The organism is Streptomyces sp. NBC_00440 (genome assembly GCF_036014215.1).
In the GTDB taxonomy this organism is placed as follows: domain Bacteria; phylum Actinomycetota; class Actinomycetes; order Streptomycetales; family Streptomycetaceae; genus Streptomyces.
The window spans coordinates 7,865,843-7,879,329 of sequence record NZ_CP107921.1; the positions used below are offsets into that span (position 1 = coordinate 7,865,843).

Sequence of the window (13,487 nt, forward strand, 5' to 3'; positions counted from 1 at the left end):
AAGCGCTGCTGGAGTACTAAGACACAGGCGCTCCGTCCCGTCCCAGGTGCGACTCGACCGGAGAAGGGACGCGGGACGAGGGAATGGTCGCGGTGCCGCCGGCTTTCCCGTCCTCCACCGAGGTGACGAATTTGCCGAGAAGCGCGGCGCGGGTGAGCTCGGCCTTGTTTCCCACGTCGAGTTTGACGCGTATGCGTTTCACGTAGGTGTCGACGGTGTGCTGGCTTATCCCCAGACGGGTCGCGATCTGGCCGTGCGTCCTGCCCTGGGCGATCTGGCTGAGAACCTGCTGCTCCCGTTCGGAGAGCGTGGGTTGGCCCGCATGGACTTTGCTGCCGGTGAGTTGTGGGGTGGTGCGGGGTGACTCTGCGCGACCGGCTGATCCGGCGGCGGCGAGCTGGACGGCGCGCACGATTCCGAACCCCGGCTCGCCTTTGCTGATGACCCCCGCCGCGCCGGCGTCGAAGAATTCTTCGCTGTTTGCGGTGAGGCCGTTGGTGAGGACGAGCACGGCCATTGACCGGGCGGCGTCCGTGACGATGTCGAGGTCCCCACCAGCGGCTGCGTCGGCGTCGATGACCGCCACGTCGGCGAGCCAGCACGGCTCCTCTTCGGCCGTGGTTCGGGTGGCGACGATTCTGACCCCAGCCGCTGTGAGGATCTGGCTCAGGCCCAGGAGGAAGCACGGAGAGGTCACGAGCAGGTCTGTACGAATCATACGAATCCCAAGGAGGAAGGCTGCCACTGGCGGTAGCGCGCGATCGATGGACGTCAGGTGTGCCGGGTGATGCTCGGTGCGCTTGTCGCGGCGTGAGGTTCATCCGCGAACCGGGAGGTCTATTGGGGAGCATGGGTACCCCTGTGCGGACATGTCAACCTTCGGGTCTTCGGAGATGTGACCCGCGGAGCGCGCCTCACGTTACGCGGCCGAACGCCCTTGTCCGTATGCGAGTTGGGCGTGGCGTGTCTGCGGTGACGGTGCGTCCGGGCATATCCGCGTCCTATCTGCGGGCATGTCTCTCAGTGACCGGCCGTGCCGAATTCTATGCTCGGCGACGCCGCCAGAAGTGGGCAAATAGTTTGTCGCGCACCCATGAGGTGAGAGGTTGTCACTTGCCGGGGCGAGGGGCTAGCGTCGTGGTGCGTTTTCGGAACAGTCGATCAATAACAGTAGGAGACTGCGGAGATGGCCGAGGTTCTGCTTTTCCACCACATCCAGGGCTTGACCGACGGAGTTCAGGCGTTCGCCGGTGAACTGCGGCAGGCCGGCCACACCGTGCACACGCCCGACCTGTTCGAGGGCCGCACGTTCGGCAGCCTTGAGGAGGGGATGAGCTTCGCGCGCGAGACCGGGTTCGACACCCTCAGGGCGCGTGGTGTGGCGGCGGCCGATGGCCTGAGCCCGGAGCTGGTCTACGGCGGCTTCTCCTTCGGCGTGACCATCGCTCAGAAGCTTGCTCAGACGCGACCCGGCGCCCGGGGAGCACTGCTGATGCACTCCTGCATCCCTGTCACGGAGTTCGGGACGTCCTGGCCCGACGGCGTACCGGTGCAGCTGCACGGCAAGGAAGGCGACGAGTTCTTCGAGGAGGACCTGCCGGCGGCACGCGAGCTGGCCAAGTCCGCTTCGGCTGCGGAGCTGTTCACCTATCCGGGCGATCAGCACCTGTTCACCGACGCTTCGCTCGACGCCTTCGACGCGGACGCCTCCAAGCTGCTGATGGAGCGGGTGCGGACGTTCCTCGCGGCGATCTGAGCCCCGCTGCGGACCGGCGTCCGGCCGCGCGCTGAACGCTGTGCGGCAGGGGCGGAAGCGCACCGCATCCTGGGCAGGGGCGGACCGGGCCTCGTCAGAGGCGTACGAGCATCTTGCCCAGGTTGCGCCCGCGCATCATGTCCAAAAAGGCGCGAGGTGCGGCGGGCAGACCCTCGGCGAAGGTCTCCCGGTACTGCAGCTCGCCGCGGTGCAGCCACCCGGCGGCCTCGGCGACGAACCGCTCCCGCAGGTGTGCGAAGTCGCCGGCGAGAAAGCCCCGGAGGGTGAGCCGCTTGCCCATGGCGAGCGCCAGGTTGCGGGGCGCTGCCGGAGGTTCATCGGCGTTGTACATCGAGATCGCACCGCACATGGCGACCCGCCCGTGCGGGCGCATGGCTCCGATGGCGACCTCCAGGTGCCGCCCGCCGACGTTGTCGAAGTAGATGTCGACACCGTCCGGCGCGGCGGTGCGCAGCGAACGGCGCAGAGCGCCGTCGTGGTAGTCGAAGGAGGCATCGAACCCGATGTCGCGGAGATACGCGACCTTGTCGGGGGAGCCGGCGGACCCGACCACGCGCGCGGCTCCTTTCAGCCGTGCGATCTGTCCTGCCGCGCTGCCGACGGCTCCGGCGGCCGCCGACACGAACACGGTCTCGCCGGGGCACAGGGCAGCGACCTCCAGAATGCCGGCGTAGGCGGTGAGGCCGGGCATCCCGAGCACCCCGAGGTAGGCCGAGGGCGGGGCCAGATCGACGTCCACCTTCGTCGCGGCGTCCTCCGCCACCGTCGCGTACTCCCGCCAGCCGGCGTTGTGCAGGACGACATCGCCCGGTGCGAAGAGCGCGGACCCGGACTCGATCACCGTGCCGACGGCGCCGCCTTCCAGCGGACGTCCGATGCCGAACGGCGCCACGTACGACGGGATTTCGTTCATCCGCCCGCGCATGTAGGGGTCCACGGACATCACCTGGTTGCGGACGAGCAGTTCACCGGCCCGCGGATCGGCCACCGCGACTTCAGCCATGCAGAAGTCGTCCGTCGACGGCCAGCCGAGAGGCCTTGAAGTCAGGTGGATCTCACGGCCCTTCATGAAACTCACCGTAGATGTCGGCGCAGGATCGCCGTCGCCCCAGGTTCCTGTGACAGGACGGGACGCCCTGCCTGGCGTTGCCTTGTTTCAGTCGACCCGACACCCGGATACCGTCAGCGGTGCTGTCGCGTACGCGCGTGTGTCGCCCCTCGTGCTGGAGGTTCACCGTGGCGCCGAAGGAACAGCTCGTGGATGCGCGCACCGTCTCCGAGCTGTTGCAGGAGCGTACGCGCGAGCGGCCCGACTCGATCGGCTACACCTATCTGAGCGACGGCGAGACCGAGCGGGAGACGCTGAGTTACGCCGACCTCGACCTACGGGCATCCGCGATCGCCGCCTCGCTTCACGCCGCGGGGGTCGAACCCGGGGAACGGGCACTGCTGTTGCTGGCGCCCGGACTCGATTACGTGTCCGCGTTCTTCGGCTGCCTCTACGCCGGAGTGGTGGCGGTGCCGTCGTATCCGCCCGACCCGTTCCGGCGCGAACGCACCCTGCCCCGGCTCATCGGTGTGGTGGGCGACGCCGATCCGGTGATCGCCCTGACGACGTCGGATCTCCTCATGTTCATCGACGATCTCGGTGAGCATGCGCCGCTCCTGCGGAAGCTGCGCTGGATCGCGGTCGATGCCGTGCCCGCGGAGACATCCGTTCCCGTCGTGGTCGACCCGGGGTCGACGGCCTTCCTCCAGTACACCTCCGGCTCCACGGCCGCACCGCGCGGCGTGATGGTCTCGCATGCGAATCTGCTGCACAACCTCGGCATGATCCAGAGGTACTTCGGCACCGACTCCGACAGCCAGGCGCTGATCTGGCTGCCGCCCTACCACGACATGGGGCTGATCGGCGGGCTGCTGCAGCCGTTGTACTCGGGCTGTCCCGTGACGCTGCTGTCGCCGCTGCACTTCCTTGAGCAGCCGATGCGCTGGCTGCGGAAGATTTCGAGCCTCGGCGTCAGCGTCAGCGGGGGCCCCAACTTCGCCTACGAGCTGTGTGCCCGCCGTGCCACTCCGCAGGATGTGGCCCAGCTCGATCTGAGCTCATGGAAGGTGGCGTTCAACGGGGCCGAACCGACCCGCCCGGAGACACTGGACCGGTTTGCCGCTGTCTTCGGGCCGGCAGGATTCCGGGCGGACGCCTTCCTGGCGTGTTACGGCCTCGCCGAAGCCACACTGATCGTCAGCGGCACGGAACGGGGTAAGCCGGTGCCTCGCGTCCACGTCGACCGCGACGCACTGGCCGGAAACACAGCCTCCTCCGGTGCGGGGCCGGACGTAGCGCTCGTCTCCTGTGGCTCCGGCCCCCCGGACCAGGAGATCGCGATCGTCGAGGCCGGGACCGGGCAGCGGTGCCCCGATGGCGTGGTGGGAGAGATCTGGGTGACGGGGCCGAGCGTCGCCCCCGGGTACTGGCGTCGCCCTGAGGAGACCCGGCGCGTGTTCGGCGCACGCATCGCGGGTGAGGACGCCGGCTATCTGCGGACCGGTGATCTGGGGTTCCAGCTGGAGGGGCGGCTGGTGGTGACCGGGCGGCGCAAGGACCTGCTCATTGTCCGCGGCCGGAACCACTATCCGCACGACATCGAGTTCACGGCGGAGCACGCGCACCCGGCGTTGCGGGTCGGCTGTTCCGCGGCGTTCCAAGTGCCCGATGACTCCGCCGAAGAGCGGCTGGTCCTGGTCATGGAGGTGCGGGGGGCGCCCGAGGCCGTCGACGGCGCCGGGATCACCGCCCGGGTCCGTGAGGCGGTGGCCCTCGTCCACGGTCTGCGAGCCCACACGATCATGTTGGTGGGCCGGGGCACGGTGCCGAAGACCTCCAGCGGCAAGGTCCAGCGCAGCCTGTGCCGCGCGCGCTATCTGGCAGGCGAGCTGACGGAGATCGCGCCGCACGTGCCTGCGGCCCGCAGGCACGCGGCCGATGTACTGCCCGGCTCCGGCGATGATGTGGAGTACCGGCTGCGTGTCCTCGTCGCACAGCTCGTCGGCGTCGCGCCGGACACCCTCGACGTGCGAACCCCGCTCCTGGCGATCGGCCTGGACTCGCTCGCCCTTGTCACGCTGCAGCACCGGCTGGAGGCCGAGTTCGGGGTCACGGTGCCCCTCGGCCAGGTGCTCGCCGGCGGGGCCATGGAGGGGATTCTCGACCAGATCGCCGACGGCGGCTCACCGCATGGTCCCGGGGCGGTCGGGGCGGTCGGCACGGGGGAGCACGGGGGTGGAGCCCCGGCGCGGGCCGTGGACGCGGTCGGCAGGACAGAGGCACCGCTGTCGCACGGCGTGCGGGAGATCTGGCTGATGCAGCAACTCGATCCGGACAACCCCGAGTTCACCGTCGCCACCGCCCTGCGTCTGCCGGAGTCGGTCGATCTCCACGCGCTCCGGAGGGCCCTGAGCGCTGTCGTCGCCCGGCACCCGGCGCTGCGCACGACGTTCGAGGTACGGGACGAGGACCTGGTCCAGGTCGTTCATCCGGAGCGCCCGGTCACCGTCGAGGTGCACGACATGCCGGAGCTGGACGAACGGGCCCTCACCGCACACCTGACCACCGTGGCGAGCACTCCGATGGACCTGGTCACCGGACCGCTCCTGCACGTCGGCCTCTACCGCTCCTCCGGCGCCGAGGTGCTGCTGGTGCGGATGCACCACATCATCACGGACTTCTGGTCGAGCGCCCTCCTCGCCCGTGAGATGGGCGCCTTCTACAGCTCCTACGCCGCCGGCCGGGAGCTGTTCCTGGCGCCGCCACGAGCGACCTCTCTCGACGTGTCCGCCTGGCGCAACGCAGTCCTGTCCGACCACGCACGCGTGAGCCGCATGGAGCGCCACTGGCTCGACCAGCTGTCGGTCGGAGCGGGCGCCGCATGGCCGCGGCTCACCTTTCCGGCGGGTGACGGGCCCAGGGCCGACGGGCCGGGGGCCGACGGCGGTGCGATCGAGTTCGCGCTCTCGGCAGAGCTGACGGACGCGCTGCGCACCCGTGCGGCCGCCGAGCACGTGACGGTGTACGTACTGCTGTTGGCTTCGTTCATGGCGGTGCTGCACCGGATCACAGGGCAGCACGACCTGGTGGTAGGAACGCCCATGGCGGGCCGCACCCGTCCCGAGTTCGCCGACGTGGTCGGATGCTGCGCGGGCACCTCGCTGATCCGCTGCCGGGTGACCGACGCCATGCCGTTCACCGTACTGCTCACCCGGGTCCGACAGCAGGTCATCGGTGCGCTGGAGCACCAGGACTATCCGATGTCCCTGCTCCGCGAACGCCACGGCGTCGGCGGGCGCGGTCATCTCGTGGATGTGCTGTTCACCGTCAACCAGGCGCCCCCGCGCCCGGCCGGCACCCCTGGGGACCAAGGACAGGAGGGACCGCGACCGCCGGGCACCGCACACCACACCGACGAACTCGCCGCGCTGGCCCAGGTCGGTCCCGCGGCGGTCCAGGGCCGGTTGGGATCCCTGCCGGTCGAGAGGTTCCGGCTGCCCGTCGGCGGTGGTGCGGTCCCCGTCGAGATCGTGATCGCCGAGGTGTCCGGCACCGCGCACGGTCTGCTGCGATTCCGCGCGGGCTCGGTCGACGCGGCCGCGGCCGACCGCATGGTGCAGGACTACCTGGCGGTTCTAAACCGGGTCGCCGCCGACCCGGACGTGACGCTGGCCGGCCTCGGCGAGACGGAGGCGTAGTCAGCTGCGGATCGCCGAGAGCGTGGCCGAGATCTCGCGGGTGAGGGCGCGGGATCCCGTCTCGGAGAGCATCCAGTGGTCGGTCTTCAGCTCGACACTGCGGAAGAGCCGCTGAGTCTGCGCCGCCCAGCGGGGCTGCTCCGCCGCGGGCACCGTCGGGTCGTCCGCTCCGCGCGCCGTCAGAATCGGGACGGGGAGCGCCGCAGAGACGGTGTGCACGTAGCGGTCGAAGATGTCCCAGTCCGCACGCATGGGCCGTTCCAATAGGTCGAGGAGGTCGTCGTCGGCCAGGAGCGCGTCCGGCATCCCGCCCAGCGCGGCGGTACGCGCGAACATGTCCTCGCGGGAGAGCCTGCTGGTGCCGGTGTCCGGAATGAGTTCCGGCGGTCGGCAACTGCAGATCACGAGCAGCCGCGGATTCGCACACGGCAGACGCACGAGCAGACGCGCGATCTCGAAGGCGACAAGAGATCCGGAGCAGTGCCCCAGCAGACCGTAGTCACCGGAGAAGGCGGCGAAGTCATCACGCGTCGCCGCCTCTTCGATCTCGGCCAACAGCGCATCCATCGTGTGGTGCGGCGCCTCGCGGACCCTGCGTCCACGCCCCGGCAGCAGCGCCCCGGTCACGGCGATGCCCTCCGCCCCTGCCGCTTCGCGGAGCGAGTGGAACAGTGTGGGTCCCGCCGCGATGTGCGGAAAGGCGAACAGCTCGAATCCGTCGGTTTCCCTCCGATAGGGAAACAGCTTACCGATGGGTGACATCAGTGCTCCCTCTGCTGGCGGCATCCGGGTACGCCCAGTCAACCCGGCCTGTGCGCAGGACTCCTGTCGGGTGTTCGAGTGACACACCTGCGACGTACGCGAGCCGGTACCCGTTTTCTGCGACGTCACCGATGGCCGGGGCCGCCCTTACCGTGAACGCCGTGGCCTCTCATCCTTCGCCCCATGCATCCGACCGGACAGACGTGACCCCCGCGGACGGCGCGCACGTCGCCGGGGACGGTCCGGCGCCTTCCCGGTCCGCCGTCGAGGAGGGCATCGGCGGGATCTTCCGCGACATCCTCCGGCGCGACGACGTAGGCGTGCTCGACGACTTCTTCGATCTCGGGGGAAGCTCGCTCATGGCGGTGCGGGCACTCGGGCAGATCCACGAGCGCTACGGCGTGCGCGTCCGGGCCATGGACTTCTTCGAGTCCCCCGCGGTGGCCACCCTCGCGCAGCACGTGATGGACGCAGCGCCCGCCCAGTGGCCCCAGGTGAGCCGGCGGCCCGCGGGAGCCGATCCCGTGCTGTCCTACGACCAGCAGCGGCTCTGGCTTGAGGACCAACTCCTGCCGAGCGCTGCCTACCATGTGCACGGCAGGCAGCGGCTCAGCGGCGTCCTGGACCTGGCAGCCCTGGACGCCTCGCTGCGCGCCATCATGGACCGGCACGAGGCGCTGCGCTCCCGGTTTCCCGTACAGGACGGCCGGACGATACAGATCGTCGACGCACTCGCGGACGACTGGCATCTCCGGTTCGAGGACGTGCGTGCCGAACCCGACGGTGAGGCCAGGGCGCGCGAGCTGATGGACGCCGATGCCGCCGCGCCCTTCAGCCTCGAAACCGGTCCCCTGGTGCGCTGTCTGGTGATCCGGGTGGGAGAGGCCGAACACGCGCTGAGCATCACCGCACACCACATCGTGTGCGACGACTGGTCGGTCGGTGTCTTCGTGAAGGAACTGTCCGACCTGTACGCGGCAGGCGGCGATCCGGAGCGGGCGGATCTGCCCCGGCTGGAGGTCCAGTACCGGGACTTCGCCGTGTGGCAGCGGCGGTGGCTGACCGGCGAGTACCTGCGGCGGCAGGTCGACTACTGGCGCGAACATCTCGCCGGCGCCCCGGCCGCGCTGGCGCTCCCCAGCAGGCGGCGCGGCACACCGGACGATGTGCCGACCGGCGGACGGGTGTCCGCCGCGCTCTCGGCAGCCGACACGCGTGCGCTCGGCGAGCTGTGCCGGAAGGCGGACGCGACCGCGTTCATGGCGCTCCTCGCCGGGTTCGGGACGGTACTCAGCCGCTGTTCGGGCCAGGAGGACGTGGTGATCGGGGTGCCGATCACGGGGCGGTCCGACGCCCGGTTGCAGAACCTCATCGGCTTCTTCGTCAACACGCTGCCGTTCCGCCTGGACCTCAGCGGCGACCCGACGTTCGCCGAGGTTCTCGCCCGGGCCCGCAAGGCAGCGCTCGGCGGCTACGCCCATGCGGAAGCACCACTGGACCTGCTGGTCGGTGAGCTCCCCGCCACTCGTGTCCCGTCCCGGACACCGCTGTTCCAGGTCATCCTGAACGGGGTCGACACGCCTGAGGTCCATCCGCTCGCAGGCACTACGGGGGAGGTGCTGGACACGCCGACCCGGCCCAGCAAGTTCGAGCTCACCCTGAGCGCGCGCGAATGGGACGGCGTCCTCCGCTTCGATCTGGAATTCGATGCGAACCGCTACGAGCGGGACATGATCGAGCAGCTTCTGGACCAGCTGATGGCGGTCCTTCGCACCGCGACGCGCGCTCCTGACCGCCCGTTGGGGGAGTACCGGTCGGCCGCGCCCGGTGAGCCGTCCCTCACGCTGGTGCCCGGACCGACGGAGGACCCGACCACCACGGACTCCGCACCGCCCCGTGGGCCGCTGCCGGCCGCCGAGCCGGACGCGGTGGCGGTCGTCGACCGCGACGGCGAGTGGACCTACCGCCGCATCGACGCGGCGGCGGACGACGTCGCACAGGCGCTGACCCGCCACCTCCCCGTCCACGCCCCGGAACGCCGGCCCGATGACGCCGACCGCCACGTCGTCCTCGAATGGCGGCCCACGGCTCTCTGCGCGGCCGCACTCCTGGGGAGTCTCCGGGCCGGAGTCCAGGTGACGCTGGATCGCTCGGGCGATGCCCGACGTGTCTCCGACGGCCTGACCGTACGAGCCGACGGCTCCGGCATCACGCTGCGGCGCGGGGCGGACGAGACCTGCGTCATCGACCCCGGAAAGCCGCCGAGCGGCGGGACGGAGCCGGGCACCGACACCGTGGTGCCCGGTTCTCGCCCCGACTGGGCGGTGGCACGGTACGGGTTCGGCGCTCACGATCGGTTCGCCGTACTCTCCGGCTCCACCCACCATGTGATCTCGGCGCTCCTTACCGCCTTCGCCGCGGGAGGGGCCGTGGTGCTGGTCGACCACTCGCCTGCCGTCGGGGCGACAGCGCTGGCCGCCGAGTTGGCCGAAGCCGGCGTCAGCGTGCTCTATGCGGCGCCCCCGGTGTTGCGGACCCTGGCGGGCTTCTCCCTGCCGGCCCTGCGCCACGTCCTGGTCGAGAACGCGGGATCGTTCGTGCCCCAGGATGTCGTCGCAGTACGCCGGACGGCCCCGGAGGCGCGGTGCACAGGTCTCTACGGCGTCGGGCCCGACGGTCGTCCGGCGGCGCTGCACGACATACCGGACGAGTGGGCTGTGGACACGGCGCCCCTGCGCGTTCCTCTCGGCCATCCCGTTCACGGCACCGTTCGGCTCGTGCGACGAGGCGGGCAGGAAGCCGCGGTCGGCGAGGTCGCCGAACTTCGCGTCGGGGACAGCTGGAACGGGGAGTTCGGGCGACGCTGGGCCGACGGGACGCTCGAATTCGTGGCCATGGCCGGCAACGATCCGTCGACCGACCCCCTCCAGGTCACGTGTGCGCTGCGGGAACTCCCGGGCGTCGTCGACGCCCTCGTCGTGGACGCGGCGCCAGCCGGAGCAGGCACCGGGTTCGTCGCCTATGTCGTCACCGATGACGGAGAGTTCGATCTGGCCGCGGCGCAACCGCGACTTGCGGCACGGCTGCCCGACACCCTGCTCCCGCAGCATCTCGTGGTGGTGGAGGGGCTGCCGTTGACTGCTGACGGCGAGTACGACCTCGCTGCCCTGCCGCGACCGGAGTCGAGCGAGACAGCCGACCGGTATGTCGCCCCGCGTACCCCCCTGGAGCGGCAGCTTGTCGACATCCTGGCGGCGCTCCTGGAGGACGACCGCGTCGGTATCCATGACAGCTTCTTCGAACTGGGCGGATTCTCCCTGCTCGCGACTCAGCTGAACATCCAGATCCGGGACACCGTCCGAGTGGACCTCACCCTGCGCGACATCTTCGCCTCGTCGACGGTCGAGATGCTGGCGCAGCGCATCGCGTTCCGGCAGGCAGAACAGGAGCCGGCGGAGGACGTCGAGGCCCTGCTGAGCGACCTGGAGTCGGAGGCGTCCCGCCGGGCCTGAGGGCTGAGGCAGGACCCGTGCGCTGGGCTCGGACGTGTGACCGGGGCGGCTCCCTCCGGACCCCGGTCACGCGTGAAGGTCAGAACGTAAAGGTCAGAATGTGAAGGTCCGTACGGCGATGGTCTGCCCCGACAGCACCGGCCAGCCGGCCCAACTGGCGTTCGACGGGAGCCGAGGGGCGTGGACACCGTCCGGGAGGCCGGAGGTGAGGGACACGGCGCGGATGCGCAGGGGGCCGCTGCCCGCGGACCGGATCGTGAGGTCCATGCCCTTGTCGGAGGGGGCCGCGTAGCGGAATCCCCAGCCCCAGGGTTTGGTGAGCGAGGTCCTGCCCGCATCGATGTCCACGCCGTCGACCGTGGCGCCCCGCACCATGTGTGTGGCGGTGTTCGCGAACACGTCCACCAGGTAGGTGTCGTCGGGAACGGTCAGGCGAAGGTGTACGGTGCGCCGGCCGGTGACGCGGTCGATGTCGTCGGGGGCGGTACGCCTGATGCGGGGTTCGGGAACATCGGGGGCTTTGAGCGCTCGGCCGTGGTGGAGCGGCACCCCCGCGAGGGACGGTATCCGGTCGTCCAGCTGCTCGGGCCCGTCGTCCAGCAGCCGCCCCACAACTGGCTGCTCCCGCCCGCCGCGGCTGAGCCAGCTGGCCGTTCCGGTGTCGGACTCCCAGGCATACGCGAGGCTGACCGGGCGCGGGTTGCTGTCGGTGTACCCGTTCATGGAAGCGGCGACGGCCGCCGCTGCCGTCGCGCTGACGAGCAGGCCCGCCCCGAGCGCCGCGCAGACGCGGCGGCTCGGCGAAGGCTCGACGAGGGGGAGCGCCGTGGCGGCGAGCAGCGTCACCATCAGCAGGGGAGCAGCGCCCAGCCCGAGCCCGACCGCGGTCGTCACCAGCACCGAGACCGGGGTCAGGAGCACGGTGGCGGGCAGGGCCGAAGCGGCTGTCGCCAGCGGATGCAGCGGGGAGTGCCGGCCGGCATGCAGCGTCGCGGCCACCGCACCCAGACCGATCAGGGCCGGCCAGGTGAACAGATAGGCGCCCCCGGGGAGGAGCACGGCGCTGATCAGGGCGAGCGCCACGAACCAGCCGAGGACGCCGGTGCTCGCCTCCACGGACGACATACGGCGTCGCGCCCACCGGTACCAGAGGAGGAGGACCGCCACCATCAGGAACGACGCCGCCAGAAGATAGGGCCCCGGGTGATAGACGGCCCCGACGCCGAAGGTGAACGCGGGCTGGAGCGTGCTCAGCATCCACCATCCGCCGAAGCCGACCCCCACGGCCGCGAGGAGCACAGCGGTGAGCGAGCCCGCGGCGAGCCCGGCGCGGGAGGGACGCAGTCCGTGACGCCGGCCGCGGATCAGGACCAGGGAGAGGGCCCCGAGTGAGACGAGGGCCAGGGGCAGGGTGAGCCAGCCCGGGTAGGAGATGACCTTGCCGAACAGGGAGAAAAAGGTGCCATCGGGTTCGTCCTCGGCGAGGTCGGCGGCGCCCACCGAGCGCACGGCGGCGAGGGCCGTGTCGCCCATGTCCTGCACGCTTCCGGCGTTGACGTGGGCGATGTCGTCGTGGGCGGTGTGGTAGCGGGCGACACCGCCCATGAAGGCGAGGTTGATGCCGCGCATGCCGTCGCCCGCCAGGACGGTGAGGTCGGTGTCGTTGGGGAGCAGGCTGTACAAGGCGCTCGCGAACGACGTGGTCACCGCGTGGGAGTCGGCGACCGCAGAGGTCAGACCGCCCTTCATCTGGAACATCAGGGCAGGGCCGGACACCCCGCGGGCTTCCAGGTTCACGACGGCGACGCGGTGGGGGTCGCCGGCGACTTTCGACTGGACGAACGCCCGGGCGCCGAGCAGACCGGGCTCCTCGGCGTCGGTGAACAGCACGTCGATGTCGTTGCGCGGCCGCGGCATGGAGCCGAGCGCACGGACGATCTCCAGGACGGCGGCGACATTGGCGCCGTCGTCACTGGCTCCGGGGCCGTTGGGCACCGAGTCGTAGTGGGCGACCAGAAGGACCCGGCCGGTCGGCTTCGAACCCGGTATGCGGGCGTAGACGTTGCTCACCCGGGCGAGTGTCGGGTAGCCGCCCGACGGTGTGCGGGATCCGACCCGCGTCTGCACGGTGGGCCGGACGCCGAGGCTGCGCAGCTCACGGACGAGGTAGGCGCGTACGTCGGCCGAGGCCGCTGAGCCGGCGGGGTGCGGCACCGCGGCGATGCCATGGAGCCGTGCGAGAGCCCGATTCGCGGAGAACTCTGTCCGGGATGCGGAGGACGGCTTCGGCTGAGGAGTCCGCAGGGACCAGACGCTCGCCGCGCCCAGAAGCAGCAGCACGACCGCGACCGTGAGGGACACCGCGCGCCGGTGCCACGTGGTGGTGGGCGAGGGGCTGTCCTGCGTGGCCGGGGGCGGCGGTGTCTGCTGCTGGGTCGTCATAGGCGTTGCTGACCTGTCGTCAGAGAGCACGGTCCTGTCCTGGGCCAATGATCTGGCAGCCGTCGCGGGCGCGAGCACTCCCCGGTTTCAGGGACTCCTGGGGCAGAACGCCCGTGCTCGGCCCGGCCGGCGACTGTGCTGTGAAAGGGGGACAGCCCGGGCCGCACGGACACCGCTACGGTGAGATCACGTTCCTCGCCGACGCGCGGCCGCCGGCCGACAACGGCGAGCGACCACGAGGGAGAGGG

The 13,487-nt window shown here is 70.5% G+C and carries 7 protein-coding genes; 3 read left to right on the plus strand and 4 right to left on the minus strand.

Annotated features, from left to right (window positions below; genetic code table 11):
* Positions 1–16 precede the first annotated feature (16 nt).
* Positions 17–745, minus strand: coding sequence for a response regulator transcription factor (locus OHB13_RS34945; protein ID WP_328379831.1), 729 nt, complete (start codon positions 743–745; stop codon positions 17–19).
* Positions 746–1,186: 441 nt separating this feature from the next.
* Here OHB13_RS34945 and OHB13_RS34950 point away from each other — a divergent pair, with 441 nt between their 5' ends.
* Positions 1,187–1,756 (plus strand): dienelactone hydrolase family protein, encoded by a 570-nt coding sequence (locus tag OHB13_RS34950; protein ID WP_266861823.1) that lies wholly within the window; start codon positions 1,187–1,189, stop codon positions 1,754–1,756.
* A 94-nt stretch (positions 1,757–1,850) separates the two neighbouring features.
* Here the strand turns inward: OHB13_RS34950 and OHB13_RS34955 are convergent, their stop codons facing one another.
* Entirely contained in the window at positions 1,851–2,846 is a 996-nt protein-coding gene (locus OHB13_RS34955) for an NADP-dependent oxidoreductase (RefSeq protein WP_328379832.1), read from the minus strand.
* A gap of 188 nt (positions 2,847–3,034) precedes the next feature.
* On the opposite strand from OHB13_RS34955, the gene OHB13_RS34960 reads away from it, so the two are divergent.
* Positions 3,035–6,523, plus strand: coding sequence for an AMP-binding protein (locus OHB13_RS34960; protein ID WP_328379833.1), 3,489 nt, complete (start codon positions 3,035–3,037; stop codon positions 6,521–6,523).
* Here the strand turns inward: OHB13_RS34960 and OHB13_RS34965 are convergent, their stop codons facing one another.
* A complete protein-coding gene (locus OHB13_RS34965; protein ID WP_328379834.1) occupies positions 6,524–7,285 on the minus strand; it encodes a thioesterase II family protein in 762 nt (253 codons plus the stop codon). It abuts the gene before it with no gap.
* A 203-nt stretch (positions 7,286–7,488) separates the two neighbouring features.
* Here OHB13_RS34965 and OHB13_RS34970 point away from each other — a divergent pair, with 203 nt between their 5' ends.
* Positions 7,489–10,797, plus strand: coding sequence for a condensation domain-containing protein (locus tag OHB13_RS34970; RefSeq protein WP_328379835.1), 3,309 nt, complete (start codon positions 7,489–7,491; stop codon positions 10,795–10,797).
* A gap of 93 nt (positions 10,798–10,890) precedes the next feature.
* Here OHB13_RS34970 and OHB13_RS34975 read toward each other — a convergent pair whose 3' ends face one another.
* Positions 10,891–13,239: a M20/M25/M40 family metallo-hydrolase gene (locus tag OHB13_RS34975; protein ID WP_328379836.1), complete on the minus strand. Its 2,349-nt coding sequence runs from the start codon at positions 13,237–13,239 to the stop codon at positions 10,891–10,893.
* Positions 13,240–13,487: the final 248 nt, after the last annotated feature.